This window comes from Gammaproteobacteria bacterium, assembly GCA_040183005.1.
Classification (GTDB): Bacteria; Pseudomonadota; Gammaproteobacteria.
Window position 1 is genome coordinate 607990 of sequence record JAMPIW010000007.1, and the last position, 18550, is coordinate 626539.

Below are 18550 nucleotides of genomic sequence, written 5' to 3' on the forward strand. Positions count from 1 at the left end.
AAGACAGCCTTATTTACATGACGATATCGGCCCCAGCATCCAATCCATTAACAACAGACAGCCTCAGGCTCACTCCCTTTCAACCCGTTCTGCCTGAAAAGCCGGGTGACAGGGTATTTTGGGGTGGACTGCATGGCAGCGCATTCGGCCTGGTCATCAGCGCTGCGGCGCAGCGCCATCCAGGACCCATGGTGGTGATCACTGCCGATGTCCATGCCGCCAGCCTTCTGGAATATGAACTGCGGTTCTACATCTCGGACCATGATGCGCTGCCGGTGCTGACTTTTCCGGACTGGGAGACTCTTCCCTACGACAATTTCTCACCGCATCAAGACATTATCTCGCAACGCCTGGCCACACTTTATCAACTGCCATCATTGCAGCGCGGCATCCTGATTGTGCCGGTTTCGACGCTGATGCACCGCCTGCCGCCGCGCACCTGGCTGGAAGGCAGCAGCCTGCTGCTGGATGTGGGCGCGAAAGTCGACCTGGATCAGTTTCGCAAACGCCTGGAAGGCGCAGGCTACCAGTGTGTGTCTCAGGTCATGGAGCATGGCGAATTTGCGGTGCGCGGCAGTTTGATCGACCTCTATCCCATGGGCAGCCCCCTGCCCTACCGCATCGACCTTTTTGACAACGAAGTGGATAGCATCCGCACCTTCGACGCGGAAAGCCAGCGTTCTTTGGATAGCGTCAAACACATCCGCTTCATGCCCGCGCGTGAGTTCCCCTTCGATAAAGACGCCGTGACGCGCTTCCGCCAGGCCTACCGCGCGAGCTTCGAAGGTGATCCGCAGAAGAGTGTGATCTATCGCGATATCAGCAACAGCCTTGCACCACCCGGCATCGAATATTATTTGCCGTTGTTTTTTGATCAGACCCAAACCCTGTTCGATTACTTGCCGCGCACCAGCATATTAATCACTACAGAAGGCGTCGAACAAGCTGCCTCAGATTTCTGGAATGAGATCGGCGAGCGCCATGAGCAGCACCGCTACGACCGGGAACGCCCGTTGCTTGCTCCGGCTCAGGTGTTTTTGCAGGCCAACGAGGTTATGGGCGCCAGCCAGGTGTTTCCCCGCGTTGCGATACAGCGCGCAGACACAGACAACCGTGCCGGGGCTTGCAACTTCGCCACTCAGTCCACACCAGTCTTGACCTTGGCGCCGCGCGCACCACAACCTGCTGCGGCACTACTGGAGTTTGTCGCCAGTTTCAATGGCAGGGTGCTGTTCGCCGCCGAGACCGCTGGCCGCCGCGAAACGTTGCTTGAGCTGCTCAAAGGCGGTCATCTCCATCCTGTTGCGTGCGATAACTGGCAGGCTTTCCTCGCGAGCGGATGCATTGTGGGCATCACCGTTGCGCCGCTGGAACATGGTCTGCTGATTGATGAGCCGCGCATCACCGTCATCGCCGAGCCACAGATCTTCGGTGAACAGGTAATGCAGCGGCGCCGCCGTAAGACGCGCGGCCGCGATCCTGATGCGCTGGTACGCAGCCTTGTTGAGCTGAGCATCGGCGCGCCGGTGGTGCATGAGGAACACGGCGTGGGGCGCTATCTGGGCCTGCAAACCCTCAATGTCGGCGATATCGAAACAGAGTTTTTGACACTGGAATACGCCGGTGGCGACAAGCTCTATGTGCCGGTATCCTCACTGCACCTGATCAGCCGCTATTCGGGCGCCACCCCCGAACAGGCGCCGCTGCACAAGCTGGGTAGTGAGCAATGGCCGCGCGCGAAACGTAAGGCCGCCGAGCAGGTGCGCGATGTTGCCGCGGAATTGCTCGACGTTTACGCGCGGCGCGCGGCGCGTAAAGGGCACGCCTTCCCTGCTGCCGATGAGCAATACGCCGCCTTCGTGGCGGGCTTCCCCTTTGAGGAGACACCGGATCAGCAAGCCGCAATCCAGGATGTGCTCGCCGACATGGTGTCCGGCAAGCCCATGGATCGACTGGTGTGTGGCGACGTCGGCTTCGGCAAGACCGAGGTCGCCATGCGCGCCGTGTTCCTGGCTGTGCATGGCGGCAAACAGGTTGCCGTACTGGTGCCGACCACTCTGCTTGCCCAGCAGCATTATGAGAACTTCAAGGACCGTTTCGCCGACTGGCCTATACGCATCGAGATGCTATCGCGCTTTCGCTCCAAAAAGGAACAGGACACTGCGCTGGAAGGAATCACGGATGGCAAGGTGGACATCATCATCGGCACCCACAAATTGTTGCAGGGCGACGTCAAATTCAAGAATCTGGGGCTGGTTGTCATCGACGAGGAACACCGTTTCGGCGTGCGCCAAAAGGAGCGCTTCAAGGCGCTGCGTGCTGAGGTCGATGTGCTCACCCTGACCGCCACACCCATCCCTCGCACCCTCAATATGGCGCTGTCAGGGATGCGCGATTTGTCCGTGATCGCCACACCCCCGGCACGCCGTCTTGCCGTAAAAACGTTTGTCAGGGAATGGAATAGAGCGCTGATTCAGGAGGCCTGTTTGCGTGAGATCAAGCGCGGCGGCCAGGTTTACTTCCTGCATAACGAAGTGGACACCATCGAAAAAATGGCGCTTGAGATTGAGGCACTGGTTCCCGAAGCCCGCGTGCGCGTCGCTCACGGTCAGATGCGCGAGCGCGACCTGGAACATGTGATGCTGGACTTCTATCATCAGCGCTTCAACGTGCTGGTGTGCACCACCATCATCGAGACTGGCATCGACGTGCCCAGCGCCAACACCATCGTCATCAACCGCGCCGACAAATTCGGCCTGGCGCAGCTCCATCAGCTGCGCGGCCGCGTCGGGCGCTCCTATCATCGCGCCTATGCCTATCTCATTATCCCGCCGCGTAGCCTCATCACCGCCGATGCCGTGAAGCGTCTGGAGGCTATCGAATCGTTGGAGGAGCTGGGCGCGGGCTTCACACTCGCCACCCACGACCTGGAAATCCGCGGTGCGGGCGAACTGCTGGGCGAGGATCAAAGCGGGCAGATGCAGGAGATCGGCTTCACGCTCTACACCGAACTGCTGGAGCGCGCCGTGAAGGCGCTGAAGTCCGGCAAGCAGCCCAGCCTGGAGCAGCCGCTTGATACTCATGCGGAGATCGACCTGCATATTCCGGCCTTGATACCCGACGACTACCTGCCCGACGTGCACGCGCGCCTGGTCATGTACAAGCGTATCGCCAGCGCCGCGAACGAGGAAGAACTGCGTGAACTGCAAGTGGAAATGATCGACCGCTTCGGTCTGTTACCGGAACCGGCCAAGAATCTGTTCCAGGTAACCGAGCTCAAGATCAAGGCCCGCCCGCTGGGGATACGCAAGATCGAAGCAGGCCCCTCCGGCGGACGCATCATCTTTAACGCAGAGCCAAACATCGACCCGCGCACCATTATCCACCTCATCCAGACCCAGTCACACACCTACAAACTGGACGGCCAGGACAAACTGCGCTTTACCCTCGCCATGCCGGACAACGCGGCGCGGATCAAACAGGTTGGAGAAGTGCTGGATAAACTGGGGGTTAAATCTTAAAACGCAGGATGGAAAACAACACAGGACTTTCACCACTTGATGCCGTAGTTCGCCAGATGATTCGTTTTGTCATTTTTTCGCGCAGATTCGGCGTATTAGATGTTCGCGTCAAAATGCTTGGCTGGGGTACATATCGGTGTATTCAATTGCCGCCTTCAGGTTGTCGGCGGTAGCGCCTATGGGCAGGCCGGTAGCCGGATCACCGCTGACCTCCAGGCATTCCAGGTGGCCATGCGCATGCCCTGTCTCACCTTCCGCAGTGGAACGAAACACTGCGGACACATCATTGTAGCTTTCCACATCGGCCTTAGCGGCGAAATACAGGTAACGGCGATTGGCCTGGGATTCGCCCAAGAAGGCGGCCTTCAGATTCTCTTCGGTTTTGCTGCCTTTCAGGTTCATGGCTATCTCCTTACAAATGTTCGTCCACATCAACTGTCTGAGGATCGTTTCATTCACGCCAGCGCCTAGACTTTGTCTAAGCGTTTCATTTGAAGTATAAGGTTTCTGCCTCCGTATCAACTTGACTTCAGAGACAGCCGAGAACGGCCGATAGAACTAGACCTGAGCTAATCGCACTCAAACAAACAGTTAATCGGACGGGAATATCCTACGCATTACTTCCTTCCTGGCTTACACGATGAAAAGTCCCCGTGTGTGGTAAAATCAACGAATTATACGGAAAGCCTGCCCCCTGAAAATTATGATTCAAGCCGCCAAAAACATCATTGCCTACCACGAATTGCTGATGGTGCTTGCGTGGAAAAACATCACCTTACGCTACAAGCAAGCCTATATAGGGATTGCTTGGGCGGTGTTTAAACCCGTTACGCTGATGCTCATCTTTACCCTTGTCAAAAGTTTTGTAGGCATCGACAGCGGTGACATCCCCTACCCTATTCTCACCTTCGCGGCACTCATTCCCTGGATATTCTTCCAGGAAGCCACCGCAGAAGGCGTCGGCAGTGTGGTATCCAACGCCAACCTGATCCGCAAAATTTATTTTCCCCGTGAGATTTTTCCCCTCACTAGCGTCATGACCAAACTGGTGGAACTCGGCATCAACTTTGGCATTCTAGCTGGCTTAATGGTTTATTACGGAATGATGCCCAGTATTTACGCACTTTGGCTGCCCCTGATCATCCTGTATACAGTCCTGGCATCACTGAGCATCGCCCTCATTGGGGCAGCGATGAACGTCTATTACCGCGATGTCGCCACGGCTTTGCCGATCCTGCTCTCCCTGCTCATGTACGCCTCGCCGGTCATCTATCCCTTGACCCTGGTCAAGGAAAAACTCCTGACCAATCAGGCTGCCGGAGAATGGTCAAACATGCTCTACACACTGTATACCCTTAATCCCATAGCCGGCGTCATCGACGCCTTTCAGCGGGTATTGCTCTATGACCAACCCCCCGACTTTGCTGCCATGCTGCCGGGAATGATCCTGATAGCCATCCTGCTACCTATCAGCTACATCGTTTTCAAGCGCGCGGAATCCTATTTTGCGGATGTGGTTTGAAAGTTCTATAACACATTAAAATCATGAAGTTTATCTGTAAAATAATAATGACGCATCAACCAGACCGTCCCCACAGGAAAGTCCGTTGTTCCTTTTCTGGATGGAGTGAGCCATGAAAAACCTTAAGTTTGTCGTTTACAGGCAAGATAAGTATTACGTCTCGCAGTGTTTGAACGTTGATGTATCGAGCTTCGGCGAAACTATTGACGAAGCGATTCGGAATCTAAGAGAAGCGATTGAACTCTATTTTGAAGAAGGGGATGCTGAATATCATCCTATAGAAGAAGCCTTGCTCGGAGAATATGCCGTCAATGGCTGAGCTGTATTCATCGAAAGCAATTATTGACATCCTCCTGCGACATGGTTTCATCTTTATTTCTCAAAAGGGCAGCCATAAGAAATTCCGGAAAGGCGAGAGAATCGTCATTGTTCCTGATCTCAAAAGGGAAATACCGTTAGGTACCTTTGCCTCCATTCTCAGGCAATCTGGTCTTAGCAAAAACGATTTTAAATAGCCATGGCCATCATTGAAGTCAATCACGTCACAAAAGAATACAAGCTGGGGCAACTCACCAGTCTCAAGCACACGGCCCTGGACGACATCGCCATAGGAGCGGCTTTAGCCACGAAAACCGAGAATTGGTGTCTGATCACCCACGCTACTTCACTAACCGCTAGGAGCCCTGAAGATGAGCCTCACAATTGAACAAATCACCGAGGAAGCGCTTTCCCTCCCTAGCGAAGCACGGGCTTTGCTTGCTGATCGCCTTGTTGAAAGCCTTGATCCCTTGGAGGACGGCTATATACGGCAGCTTTGGGTTGCTGAAGCGCGCACTCGCCGTGATGACGTCAGGACTGGCCGGGTTAAAACCATTCCGGGTCAGGAAGCGCTGGATCGCATTCGGAAGTCAGTCACGCGATGAGATTCGAGTTTCACCCGGAGGCACTGGTCGAGTATGAAGCTGCCGCTCGCCATTACGCAGGGTGTCAGAATGGCCTGGAACTTCGGTTCATTGCGGCGGTGGAACATGTCATCCAGCAGATTATTGAAGCGCCTGACCGTTGGCCGGTGCTTGAAGAGGATATTCGCCGATGCCTTACCCGCGTCTTTCCTTATGCAGTGCTTTACTCGATTGAAACCGATTACATACTGATCATCTCGCTCATGCACCGTCACCGCGAACCAGGATATTGGCGCGAACGTATCGCAAATCCAGCAAATTAAATGACCACTATACGCCACCCACTATGCCCTTTAAACTAAGCCCTATACGCTAACAACTACACTTATGCCCATCATAGAAGTCAATCACGTCACCAAAGAATACCGCCTCGGGCAACTGCAAAGCCTGAAGCATACTATACAGCGTACTGCCGCAAAACTGCGCGGGCAACCCTTGCCCGAACGCCCGTTGTTCAAGGCACTGGACGATGTGGACTTTAAAGTTGATGCAGGCGAAGTGCTCGGTATCATCGGCCATAACGGCGCGGGTAAGAGCACGTTGTTGAAGATGCTGGCGCAAATCAGCGTACCCACCCGAGGGAGCGTTAAAGTACATGGCAAAGTGGCGCCGCTGATCGAAGTCGGCGCGGGACTAATAGGTGACCTCACTGGGCGCGAGAATGTCTTCCTCAATGGCGCAATTTTGGGCATACCCAAGGCCGAAATCAGGAGAAAATTCGATGAAATCGTCGCCTTCGCAGAGTTGGAAGAATTCATTGACACCCCGATCAAGCGTTATAGTTCCGGCATGTCAGTGCGGCTGGGGTTCGCGATTGCTACCAGCGTGGAATCTGACATTCTGATTGTGGATGAAGTGCTAGCCGTGGGTGATCTAGCGTTTCAGCGGAAGTGCTTTGATCGGATGGAAAATCTCATTAAAGGACAAGGAAAAACAGTTTTGTTGGTTTCCCACAACATCCGACAAGTTGAGCGTATTTGTTCGCGGGTCATCTCGCTCGAACACGGTCGAGTTACACACGATGGATTGCCAAAAGATGTATGCAACGAATTTGTAAATTCTATGAATGCTATCATTCAGCAGAATAAATCAGCTTCCGAATCGAGAGAAATACAGAGCAGCGACGAAATATCAAGCCTCAGAGTTGAATTTCAGAGTGCGTCGAGTGAACCCGGGGATATGCTTGTATTCGGGGAGCCCGCCACAATACGTATTGCTTTCACTGCGAATTCACATATTCAGGACATTGCTATCTACATCGGAATACATACAACTGATTTCGTGTATCTGACGAATAATAATACTGCTTATCAAACCCGAGACTTTGAGCCCGGTCGTCATACCGTCGAACTTGAGCTTCAAAAAATAACGCTCATCCCCGGCGTCTATTCAGTGCTAGTTTGGCTAGGTACGCCGGCTGGCAAGGTCACCTACCACGCAGAAAATGTTGCAACATTTCGTGTTGAATCGGACGACTACGCGATTAGCAGGCAGCACTCGCAGGCTTTGTTCTACATGCCTGGCCGATGGCATTTCCGCGCAGACACGATCAAAAATGCATTATCTTGATGCGCGAATTACTTGTCGAATACTGAACTAAACGAGCAGGTACAATGGGAAAATCATTAGCAGCGGCTATCGCAAAAATTATCTGCAAACACCTCACTCCTGCGGGCAGGGCTAAAGTCGTTCGAGACTCATTCTCGATGAGCGATTTGTATATGAACTTGCCCAAACATCAACTCATCGATCTCATTTTTGGCGCTGCCGCGAATAGGACCAATGCGGCTTCCTTGGTCTTGGCGGGGGACCAAGGAATTATTGAGGGTAGTCCAAAAGACCGGGTAATCTTTTATACCTACGCACAAACCGGATCTTGGTCGTCCTCTTTTCAAAGCGAACTAATTGATCGCTTCTTCATTCATGGGAAGGGAACATTCTTAGATATAGGCGCCAATATTGGCCTAACAGCGATTCCTGCCGCAATTAGACACGGTATCCAATGCTTCGCGTTTGAGCCAGACCCTGTCAATTTTCAACTTCTAAAGCGGAATATAGAAAGAAATAAAGTTGCCGATAGGATAACTATATTCAATGTTGCGCTACACGATACGCAGGGGGTCCTTGATTTTGAGCTGTCAGAAAATAATTGGGGTGACCACAGACTACGCATTCCAGGACAGATGGCGTCAGTTACACCTTCATTTAATGAAACAGAGCGCCATGTAGTAAATGTGCAAGCAATACCACTAGACATGACCCTAGATTCACGAGAACTCATACGGCCGATCTTTCTTAAGATCGACACCCAGGGCGCCGAAGTAACTGTCTTGCGCGGAGCGAGAGAAACGCTCAAATCAGTGGACCTATTGGTCGTTGAATTTTCACCTTACCATTTGGGGAGAATGGGGGCCGATGTAGCCGACTTCATAAAGGAAATTGAGGGTTGGCCTTACGGGATGATTTTATCGTTTGACAGCACGACAGTCGCCGGCGCTGCATACATAGGGCAGTTTCTACCCATAGAGAAAGTTACGGAGATACTTTACAGCTTGGCTAAGAGTCAGAGTCCTGACAACTATGTAGACGTCGTATTGTCAAGGCAACCGAATATTTGCCCTGACATCTAGTGACCCTGTTGAATTTGAAACAATATTGTCGTTCCGGTCATGGGGATCCGACTTCATTTGCTGGTTTCAAATCTGGCTACACTTTCTGGATAATGTCATGAGCAGATTACTTGTGCTTGCTAGTTCTTCTCCTCAACCAGATCAAGCCTCCGGCGATCTACGTTTTTTCACGCCGCTCTCGCTTCTGGCGCGCAAGCACGATGTGCGTTTCTGCGCCCTGAATGCGGATGGCGCGACCCAGCCCCGCAATGATGCCAGCGCGCGACTTGGGCAGACCAGCATCACGCTGGGTGAGTTGGCCTCCTACGCGCACTCAAGCGCCTCAACGCTGACATTGCCGACTTCAGGCACGGAATCTTTCTCCACCTCAGTCACGCGAAAATCTGTCCAGTGTTGCGCGATATTTGGCTTTGGTTTCTTTTCTTTCATTTTCTTTTCCCGTTTTTCTCGTGGAGACAATAGATGCGAGTTTTAATTTATGCGGATCAACCGCCGCTTATCACGCGGGCATCAGGTGATGTGCGGTTTTCTGCGCTAATTAAGATGATTGCTTCTTTCGCAGACGTTACTTTCTGCACTCTACCCGTGTGGATTGAGCGTGGGCAGGCTGGTGATATGGAGGTGGGCAATAGCTTATTAGAGCTCGAGAATATGGGCTGCATAGTACGGGAAGATTTTCTAAACCTCGTCCGTAATGATCGTTTCGACATGGTGGTTTTTGAGTTTTACGATGCGGCATTTAGACATCTGGATGCAGTGCGCTACCATCAGCAAACTGCGAGGATTGTTATTGATTCTGTGGATCTGCACTTTCGGCGCTTCCTTACAAAAGCCAAAATAGACGGATCTGCCGAGAGTTTTTTACAAGCGGCCAAGATCAAACGCGAAGAGCTCACAACGTACAAACGTGCGGATTCAGTCGTTTTGGTAACGCCAGAGGACGTTGAGGCGCTAAAGATAGAGAACCCGTACGTTCACGCCGGGCTGATTCCGAACATTCACACTGTACCCCCTTTGATCGATAAAGACTGTGGCGATCCACCGCAGCTGATCTTCGTTGGAGGCTTCAGTCACGCGCCTAATATTGATGCAGTGCTTTATTTCACACATGACATCTGGCCGCATGTAAAAGCCCACCTTCCGTTGGCCAAGATGATGGTGATTGGTGAGCATCCGCCCAATGAGATCCAGCAGTTGAACGGACCGGATTTTCAGGTGCTTGGGCGTGTTTCAGACATATCTCCCTTGCTCCTCAAGGCGGATATCTCGGTAGCGCCCTTGCGATGGGGAGGTGGCATTAAGGGTAAGGTCGGCGAGGCGATGGCGTATGGTCTGCCCGTGGTCACCACGCCTGTGGGTGCGGAGGGTTTCAACTTAGTGCCCGGGAAGCATGCGATCGTGGAGGATGATCCGGAGGCTTTCGCAGAGGGAGTCGTACGCTTGGCACGGGACAATGAGCTGTATCGGACGATGCGTCGAGCGGGGCATGCACTTATCCAAGACCGGTTCACCCCAGAGGCTTTGGAGCGCAAAGTTGAATCATACTTTCAGGAAATATTGAAACTACCTGTTAGAAAATTAGAGATTTTAACGAGCATGAGGTTGACCGCTGCAGAAATATGGCGACACCACATAGCATGGCGCATCTAGATGTTACGCTTCACCCGTCCCCATTCGTTGTAAGAAACTGATTTAGTTGCGTGTGGGTTGATGCGGTGACACTGAGTGGAAAGATGTATTTAATGGAGCGCAGTACACTTCACTGGCTACCGAGAGTCGATAGTTGTTGTTGGGGTATTGAATGATGACTTGCTTCATCGGAAGGCAAAAGATTTATAATGTTGACGAGGTGTTCGCGCCACTTGTCTCGACTGGAGAATTACTATGAATCGATCCTTTAGTGTTGTTCTGCCGACATTCAATGGGCAAAAGTATATTGCGGAGGCTATTGAAAGCTCACTTGCGCAAACCCTCACGCCGCACAGGATAATCATAGTTGCGATGGCTCAACAGACGGCACCGAACGTATAGTACCGAGGGTACGGGAAGAAAGTTCGCTAGCTATATTTACTAAGAGAATAAAGAACTTTCATGAGCATAAACAAGATGTCTGATCCTATTCCCGTCCATAATGTATAGGAATGCCGTCTTTGAGCCGTCTTCAAGAGTGTTCATTACTTAAAACTTATATTTGCTCGAAGTGCTGAGCCGGTAATCATATTTAAATGCAGGCATTATGAATCCAACGACACAAGAGAAAAGCCATAAAGCCGTCGTATGCATGACGACCTTCAATCGCATCGACTGCGCACGCATAAATCAAGAAATCATCAAGCTCAACTACACCAGTCCATTCCCCATCGTGCATGCATGCTCAAGCAGTAACTACCAGAAATATCTTGAGGATGTATTGATTCCCTGCGAACAGCCGTCGTTGCCACAATCACAGGTTTCAGCGATAGAGACTTTGCAGCATGGCGCGTTGAACCTATTGAAGCGATCACTGGCGACTGCAGCGGAGAAACTTTCCCCAGAATATCTTGTACACCTAGAGGGTGATACATGGATTATGGATGAGCGGGTCATCCACGACATCATCGCCAAAATGGACCAAAAGAAAGAATTAATGATCTGCACGTCCGCCTGGGACGAGGATCCTCTTGCATTCAAGTATCTGAAGCAGCCGAGGGTAACAGCGCGACTACATCTTTGGTTTGCAGGTGTCGTACGTAAGTTTGGCTACCCCTACCGCTTGACGTGCAGGGACAGTCTTGCAACGCAGTTCTTTGTAATACGCGCGACCCCCGAGATGCTGGAATGCTTCCTGACACTGGAACCAATTCCTAGACTTGATCTCGAGCAAGCTCTTTACCGCGCCTTCATGGCTCGATTTGGGGAGCAGAACATATTGCGCCAGCGAGTTCGGGAACCAATACATCCTTTTAACCGCTATGTTTGCGAAAAGCTTTCGCTATTCTCGCAACACTGGCCGGCTCATGGCACGGCAAACGACACGCGCGACCCGACACATCCACGTTATATCTCGCCAACTTTCGATGGAAAACGCGAGACGCTGCTGAAATTTACTTCGATGCGTCGCGGTGAACACATCCAGAAGCTTCTCAACGCGCAGACGTTCGAGTACTACAATACTGGGGCTTCCCGCACCTAGGGGATGGCACATAAGCGCGTAGCACGTAGTGTTCAACCAAAAAAACGAACCATAACCAAACCATGACCGAATTCGATATTAACACATTCTTTGCAGGGGATGACCCGCAGCTGTGCCTAGTTCACGGGCAGCGCTGCCACGTTCACTCCAGCGACATGCGGCAGGTAGGGGATGCGTTCGAGGGTGCATACTGTGTGTTTTTGCGTGCCCATGCCGCCCTCCGTTTGCGGCTGGAGGGTAATTACGCCCTGCAACGCTGTACTGCCGGTGGCTGGCTGCTACGCAGCCATGATTTCGCTGCATCGGGTTACTGGCTACCCGCACCGGCGACGCTGCGGCGTATCAGCGGGCAAGGCCATATTCTGGAAGAACGTAGCGCCGAATGGGACGATTTCACTTTGGATTCGAGCGGTGTTACAATTGCGTTCGCCATAATCCCCGAGGGCTGGACTCTTGATGCAGTAATTTGGCGACTCGACGACACCCGCCTGGTCGACGAGCTGCAAACGCTCGCGCCCATCGAAATCCAGGGTTATTTCCTACTCGGTTCGCACACCCGTTATAACAAACCTGCCGACCTGTATCGCCACCTGATTCACGGCTGGGTGTATGAAGACCGCTATGCGTGGCCACACAAACGCCGCATTTGTTCGGAAAACGATGCACACGCGTTGCGCCTGATTTTTAGTGGCCTGGAACGCACTACAGGCAAACGCATTTATGGACTGTTAAAAACCCAGTTGCTGCTGTCGGTGTTGTCACGTCAAAGTGAAGACGGCGGTTTCCGGCACGGTGAGTGGACGGAGGGCATGGAATCCCACTACCGCCTGCACTGTTCGGCCATGCATTTAATGATGGATGCGTTGAGCGAAACTGACGACCCGATGGCACGAACTGCGCTGGCACGTGGCATGCGCTTTATTTCGGACAAACGCGACTCAACAGATGTGGGTGCATGGTTCTATCATGACGAACTGGAATTGACCGAAGCCAGCATGAATTTGGCACCCTTCAAGTGGCTGCCGGGAAAGGCGCTGGGCAAGTCGCCTCAGAACATGCTGGTACTCAACACCCATCTGGATATCCTGGTCGCACTGGATCGCTACCGGCAAATGACTGGTGATGAAAAATATGTCACATTGGTCGATTCCGGCGTGAAAAGCGCGCATGCAGTATTGGCACTGAGATCCGCCGAATGGCTTTATCGACTACTTTTTTCCTCCATCAATCTAACACTCTTGCCCGCCACACAGGCCATGCGCCTGCCGTTGTGGCAGCGCCTGTGGAAACGCATCGGCTGGCAGGTGTTCATTCCGAATCTGTACCGCATCAAGAACTGCTTTCCGCGCCTGGTCATGCCGGGGGGATATATTGATCGTCACCTGGGGCTGTGTAGTTGGGCGTTTCACTATCACACCGTCAATCTCATGGATCTGGTGCGCGCCCGGCGGCGCTTCGGCGGTACCGGATTCGATGTGGTCATCAGCGCGGCCGCGCAATTCGCGCAGACCAGCGGCGTGCGTGGACGCTGGAAAGAGTTGAAATACGAACGCTATGCGCTGGGCTTCTGGGCTGAAGCTTTATGGCATTTGTGCAGGGAATTCCCCAACCATGGCGAATACCATAACTGGTATGCGGAAGCCTGCGCCGATCTAGAGGCCATGAACATGGGCCTGCCGCCCTCTTCATTGGGTGGCAACGCTGAAGCCGTGCTCGCACATCGCCCAGTTTCAACAACCTGAAAGTTGCTATACTGCGCGCGTAATATTGACGACAACACCCATGAAAATCGGCCTTATCGCCCCCTATTTTATGCCGGAAATCGGCGGCGCCAATCTGTATTGTTATGAGCTGGCGCGCGCACTGGGCGGTCTTGGCCATGAGGTGCATGTGTTTTCCATTCCGGGTGCGCTGGAAGACCCGGCGTACCGCTTGCATCCCATCCTCACCCGAAAGCTGGAGCATGATATCCCGGTGTTGCTTCAGCATGATATGGACGTGTGGCACTCGCTGTTTTTCTACCATGCGCCGCTGGCGCTGCATCGGCGCAACGTGTTTGCAACGGTACATGGCGATGACGGCTTCAGTTTCCAGTTGCGGATGCGCCTGCCCGGTCGCGATACCCTGGCGCGCCATCTGCTGTGGCGATTGCCGAATCGCGTCAAATCTGCGGTAGACACCGCAATCAACCGTATGGAAAACATCTACAATCGTAATGTTTACCAGCAAGCTGTGGACAAACTCGCCGGTATCGTCACGGTCAGCAGCTTCACACGTGACCGTTTCGGTGAACGCTATCTTGGCGTAGCGAGCAAGTCTTCGGTCATTCCGCCGGGCGTGTCCGAACGTTTCTTTGCCCCGCGTTCCGGTCGCCATTCTCGTGCCCACCTACTCACCGTGACACGGCTTGATGAAGGCGACCGTATCAAAAACGTGCATAACGTCATCACTGCGCTGGGGCGCCTGAAAGACCGCTACGATTTTCACTATGAGATTGTCAGCGGCACGGTCACTGGCGGCTACAAAGCTGAGTTGGAAAACATGATCCGCGATTTGGGGCTGACCGGCCACGTCGCCCTCGTCGGACGCAAGACCGACGCGGAACTGCTCGACCTCTATCACGACACAGGCCTGTTCATTCTGGTTTCATATTCCGAGGCAAAGAATTTTGAAGGTTTCGGCATCGTTTTTCTCGAAGCCAACGCCTGCGGCGTGCCCGTGCTCACCTCACGTGACGGCGGCATGCGCGACTATGTGGTGGATGGCGAAAACGGCATTTATGTGGACACGCCCGATGCCGACGGTATCGAAGCCGCCCTGGTGCGATACTTCGAAGGCCGTGACTGCTTCGATGCCGATGCCATCCGCGCTCGACCTGAACCCTATCGCTGGGTACATATAGCCGAGCGGGTCGCTGCGTTCTATCAGGATAGGTTGCCCTAATGTGCGGCATCGCTGGGCATTACGCCTATTCATCTGACGCGCCCCCGGTAGACCGGGAAGCGCTGTTGCGAACCCGCGACAACATGACGGCGCGCGGGCCGGACGGAGCGGGACTCTGGTTGTCCGATGACAGGAAACTGGGGTTGGCACACCGGCGGCTTGCCATCATCGACTTGACCAAAGCAGGCGCACAGCCGATGCACAGCGCAGATGGCCGTTTCGCCGTCACCTTCAATGGTGAAATCTACAACTACCCGGCGTTGCGTGCCACGCTCGAAAAAGATGGCGTGATTTTCCGCTCGCATTCCGACACCGAGGTACTGCTGCATCTTTACCGCCGCGACGGCGCGGCCATGGTAGAAAAACTGCGCGGCATGTTCGCGTTTGCGCTGTGGGATGCCCACACCCGCAGTCTGTTTCTCGCCCGCGACCCTCACGGCATCAAACCGCTTTACTATGCTGATGACGGCCATACCTTCCGCTTCGCTTCGCAGGTCGCTGCACTCAAGGCAGGTGGGAATGTCGATCTCACTCCCGACCCCGGCGGCATGGTAGGTTTTCTGTTGTGGGGCTCCGTGCCCGAGCCTTTCACGCTGCACAAGGGCATCCGCCTGCTGCCCGCAGGCAGTACGCTTCAGGTCGCGCAAACGGGCGTGACCCGCCCCAAGCGTTACTGGCACCTGTCTTCTCTCATGCAACGCGCAGCCCTTCAGGCAGATGCTATTCCCCGAGGTGAAGAACGGGATTACCTGCGCGCGCAATTGCTCGACAGCGTACAAGCCCATCTGCTCGCCGATGTGCCCGTGGGCGCCTTTCTCTCCGCCGGGCTGGATTCTTCTACCCTGGTGGGATTGGCGCGCGAAGCCACACGCGCACCGCTGCAGACCTTGACCCTGAGCTTCGACGATTTTCAGAACACTCCTAATGACGAGTGCCCGATGGCGGCGGACATTGCCCGCCATCTCGATGTCACGCACCATTGTATCGTCCTCGCAGCGGGTGAATTGGATCGGGAACTCAATCGCTTTTTCGCCGCCATGGATCAGCCCACGGTGGACGGCATCAACACCTGGCTGATCAGCCATGCAGCCAGACAAGCCGGACTGAAAGTGGCACTGTCCGGCTTGGGCGGCGATGAGCTGCTGGGGGGATACTCCAGCTTTCGGCAAGTGCCTGATATCATGGCGCAGGCACGGCACTCCCCCTGGAGCCACTGCGCACCGCTATACCGCAGGCTGCATACCCGATTGGGCGTCTGGTTCAAATGGCCGGCCAACAACGCAGGCATTCCTCAATACGGCAAGACACCGGAAGGCGCCTATCATTTGGCCAAAGGCGTGTTCATGCCCTGGGAACTCTCCGCCATACTGGATCGCGACTTCATCACCGCCGGGATGAAAGCGCTGGCAACAGAAGATGCTGCGCATCAAGAATCGCTGGAGCATCTCAATAGCTTCCAGCAGGTCGCCTGCCTGGAATCCGTGCGTTATATGCGCAACCAATTGCTGCGCGATTCCGACTGGGTAAGCATGGCGCATTCGCTGGAAATCCGCGTACCACTGGTCGACAGCGTCCTAACCGAAGCCGTCATCGGCCTGGCCGCCAGCGGACGGCTAGGCAAAAGCAAGTCACTGCTCCCGCAGACACTGTCCCGCCCCCTACCGGAGCGGGTCGTGCATCGCCCCAAGACAGGTTTCGTCGTACCTACTTGGCGCTGGCTGCGCCACCATCCCGAGCTTTCCGCATGGAAGCAGGTGCCCCTGCTGAAACAGCCCCGTATCCACGACAACCGCCGCTGGGCGTACACTTTGCTACACCGTACCCCCGAAATATGCGCGGTCCTGAGATAATCGCATCATGAGCAAACACTTCGTCCCTACCCGCATCAGTGTCATCATGCCCTGCTACAACACCTCCACGTTTGTCGAGGAGGCGGTGAATTCCGTGATGAACCAGACCTATGCCGATGTCGAACTGATTGTCGTGGATGACGGCTCCACTGACGGCAGTCTGGATATCCTGCAACGGCTGGCCGCGCACCATTCGCAGCGACTGAGTCTGCTGTTTCAAAACCACAGAGGCCCGTATCCGGCACGCAATCTTGGACTGCAACACGCACGCGGCGGGTATGTTGCGTTTCTCGATGCTGACGATTATTGGGCACCAGATGCACTTGAAAAACTCGCAACCACACTCGACATACATAAGGCCGACATCGCCTACTGCGGCTGGCAAAACGTAGGTATTGGCGCACCCGGAACGGAACCCTACATCCCGCCGGATTATAGCCAGATGGATATGGCGGCGGAGTTTTTGCGTTCATGCCCCTGGCCCATCCACGCGGCGCTGGTGCGGCGGGAAGCTATCAATGCTGTCAACGGATTTTCAGAGCGGTGTTTTTCGGCCATGGATTATGATCTATGGCTGCGACTCTATGCACACACCCAGAAAATCGTGCGGGTGCCGGAAGTGATGGCCTTTTACCGCTGGCATGACAAAGGGCAAATTTCCAAAACAAAATGGAAACAAGTGCTCAATGCCCTGCAGGTGCGGCGCGATTTTGTGGCTCAACATCCTGAACGCGTCTCGCATTTGTCAGAAAGCAAAGTACGCGAACTGTCCGATGGTTTCTTGCTGCGTGAAGCTTATCGCGCCTACTGGCAACGCAATCTGTTTGACGCGCAAAAACTGTTTCGGCATGCCTTCATGCAGGGCTTGTGGAAAGCAGGCGACCTGAAATATCTCATCCCCGCCCTGCTCCCCAGCACACTTTACCAGTGGCTGGTCAGTACGGCTGACCAGCCGAAAGAGAAGCGCACATGAACGCCGAGCGGATTCCTGTGCTCATGTACCACCGCGTGGGTGATGTGCACAGCGACTGGGAACGCAGGTATTGCATCAGCCCACAACGCTTTGCCGAACACATGCGTGCTCTGGCGCACTCTGGCTGGCAGGCTATTTCTGCCGATGGCTTCATAGCATGGCGGCAGGGCCTGAAAGACTTACCAGAAAAGGCCTTCCTGATTAGTTTCGATGACGGTTACAAAGGTGTGTATGAACATGCTTGGCCGGTCTTGCGTCAATACCACTGGCCTGCAGCCATGTTTCTGGTGAGCCATTTGATCGGGCAGGACGATGCGTGGTCGAAAAACGAAAACCCTGGAGGGCGCACCTACCCCCTGTTGAATCGGGCTGAAATCGAAGAGATGGCACAAGGGGGGGTCAGCTTTCACGGCCACTCCCGCCACCACCGGGATCTGACCACCTTGAATGACGCGGAGCTTACCGATGAAACCGCGGGCTGCAAGGCCGAACTGGGCGCTCTTGGTATCCCATGCCGCTATTTCGCATACCCCTATGGCCGTTTCGGCGAGCGGGAAGCGACCGCTGTAAAAGCGGCAGGTTTTGAGGCGGCCTTTTCGGTGCAGCCCGGCTTCAATCGAACCGACGTGGACGCTTTTCGCATCCGTCGCCTGGATATCTTCGGCACAGATACATCGGCCATGCTGCTGAGAAAAATCATCCTCGGCAGCAACGACGGCCACCTCACGGCCTGGGCTGGGTATTACCTCAAACAATTGCGGAGCCGACTGGGATTGGGATGAAGCTGTCCATCTGCACCCATATCAACCAACACGCCACGAACCCGTGTCAGATTAGATGCGCACCGATCAGCTTTGGGCTCTACATTTTTCACCCTTTCATCCCAAAATTATATCTTCTCCTTCTGGATTTATTTGGTTTTGAGCATGAGATTTTTGGCATCTACTACATTCGATATCCGCTTTTGGCTATACTGC

General features: G+C 53.9%; 16 protein-coding genes and 1 pseudogene. 15 read left to right on the forward strand and 2 right to left on the reverse strand.

Features of this window, described 5'->3' with window-relative positions; translation table 11 throughout:
- The first annotated feature begins 17 nt into the window (after positions 1 to 17).
- On the forward strand, positions 18 to 3521 hold the full coding sequence (gene mfd, locus M3A44_08750) for a transcription-repair coupling factor (protein MEQ6341725.1): 3504 nt from the start codon (positions 18 to 20) through the stop codon (positions 3519 to 3521).
- A gap of 123 nt (positions 3522 to 3644) precedes the next feature.
- Here mfd and M3A44_08755 read toward each other — a convergent pair.
- Positions 3645 to 3923, reverse strand: a pseudogene (locus M3A44_08755) (rubrerythrin family protein).
- A 301-nt stretch (positions 3924 to 4224) separates the two neighbouring features.
- Here M3A44_08755 and M3A44_08760 point away from each other — a divergent pair.
- The 7 genes from M3A44_08760 to M3A44_08790 all read left to right on the forward strand — a co-directional run bounded on the left by M3A44_08760 (position 4225) and on the right by M3A44_08790 (position 8635).
- Positions 4225 to 5043 (forward strand): ABC transporter permease, encoded by an 819-nt coding sequence (locus tag M3A44_08760; GenBank protein ID MEQ6341726.1) that lies wholly within the window; start codon positions 4225 to 4227, stop codon positions 5041 to 5043.
- A gap of 112 nt (positions 5044 to 5155) precedes the next feature.
- A complete protein-coding gene (locus M3A44_08765; protein MEQ6341727.1) occupies positions 5156 to 5362 on the forward strand; it encodes a type II toxin-antitoxin system HicB family antitoxin in 207 nt (68 codons plus the stop codon).
- Complete coding sequence (locus M3A44_08770; GenBank protein MEQ6341728.1) at positions 5355 to 5558, forward strand: type II toxin-antitoxin system HicA family toxin; 204 nt, start codon at positions 5355 to 5357, stop codon at positions 5556 to 5558. Before M3A44_08765 ends, M3A44_08770 begins: the two co-directional genes overlap by 8 nt.
- A gap of 174 nt (positions 5559 to 5732) precedes the next feature.
- Entirely contained in the window at positions 5733 to 5966 is a 234-nt protein-coding gene (locus M3A44_08775; protein ID MEQ6341729.1) for an addiction module protein, read from the forward strand.
- On the forward strand, positions 5963 to 6268 hold the full coding sequence (locus M3A44_08780) for a type II toxin-antitoxin system RelE/ParE family toxin (protein MEQ6341730.1): 306 nt from the start codon (positions 5963 to 5965) through the stop codon (positions 6266 to 6268). The genes M3A44_08775 and M3A44_08780 overlap by 4 nt, the downstream gene beginning before the upstream one ends.
- A 64-nt stretch (positions 6269 to 6332) precedes the next feature.
- On the forward strand, positions 6333 to 7574 hold the full coding sequence (locus tag M3A44_08785) for an ABC transporter ATP-binding protein (protein MEQ6341731.1): 1242 nt from the start codon (positions 6333 to 6335) through the stop codon (positions 7572 to 7574).
- 44 nt (positions 7575 to 7618) lie between these two features.
- Entirely contained in the window at positions 7619 to 8635 is a 1017-nt protein-coding gene (locus tag M3A44_08790) for an FkbM family methyltransferase (GenBank protein MEQ6341732.1), read from the forward strand.
- A gap of 157 nt (positions 8636 to 8792) precedes the next feature.
- On the opposite strand, the gene M3A44_08795 is transcribed toward M3A44_08790, so the two are convergent.
- Positions 8793 to 8948 (reverse strand): hypothetical protein, encoded by a 156-nt coding sequence (locus M3A44_08795; GenBank protein MEQ6341733.1) that lies wholly within the window; start codon positions 8946 to 8948, stop codon positions 8793 to 8795.
- A gap of 149 nt (positions 8949 to 9097) precedes the next feature.
- On the opposite strand from M3A44_08795, the gene M3A44_08800 reads away from it, so the two are divergent.
- The 7 genes from M3A44_08800 (at position 9098) to M3A44_08830 (ending at position 18355) form a co-directional block, all read left to right on the forward strand.
- On the forward strand, positions 9098 to 10285 hold the full coding sequence (locus tag M3A44_08800; GenBank protein ID MEQ6341734.1) for a glycosyltransferase family 4 protein: 1188 nt from the start codon (positions 9098 to 9100) through the stop codon (positions 10283 to 10285).
- A gap of 586 nt (positions 10286 to 10871) precedes the next feature.
- Positions 10872 to 11807, forward strand: coding sequence for a hypothetical protein (locus M3A44_08805; GenBank protein ID MEQ6341735.1), 936 nt, complete (start codon positions 10872 to 10874; stop codon positions 11805 to 11807).
- A 62-nt stretch (positions 11808 to 11869) separates the two neighbouring features.
- On the forward strand, positions 11870 to 13549 hold the full coding sequence (locus M3A44_08810) for a hypothetical protein (protein MEQ6341736.1): 1680 nt from the start codon (positions 11870 to 11872) through the stop codon (positions 13547 to 13549).
- A gap of 40 nt (positions 13550 to 13589) precedes the next feature.
- Positions 13590 to 14750: a glycosyltransferase family 4 protein gene (locus M3A44_08815; protein MEQ6341737.1), complete on the forward strand. Its 1161-nt coding sequence runs from the start codon at positions 13590 to 13592 to the stop codon at positions 14748 to 14750.
- Complete coding sequence (asnB, locus tag M3A44_08820; protein MEQ6341738.1) at positions 14750 to 16600, forward strand: asparagine synthase (glutamine-hydrolyzing); 1851 nt, start codon at positions 14750 to 14752, stop codon at positions 16598 to 16600. Before M3A44_08815 ends, asnB begins: the two co-directional genes overlap by 1 nt.
- 7 nt (positions 16601 to 16607) lie before the next feature.
- Positions 16608 to 17573 (forward strand): glycosyltransferase, encoded by a 966-nt coding sequence (locus M3A44_08825; GenBank protein MEQ6341739.1) that lies wholly within the window; start codon positions 16608 to 16610, stop codon positions 17571 to 17573.
- On the forward strand, positions 17570 to 18355 hold the full coding sequence (locus M3A44_08830; GenBank protein ID MEQ6341740.1) for a polysaccharide deacetylase family protein: 786 nt from the start codon (positions 17570 to 17572) through the stop codon (positions 18353 to 18355). Before M3A44_08825 ends, M3A44_08830 begins: the two co-directional genes overlap by 4 nt.
- Positions 18356 to 18550: the final 195 nt, after the last annotated feature.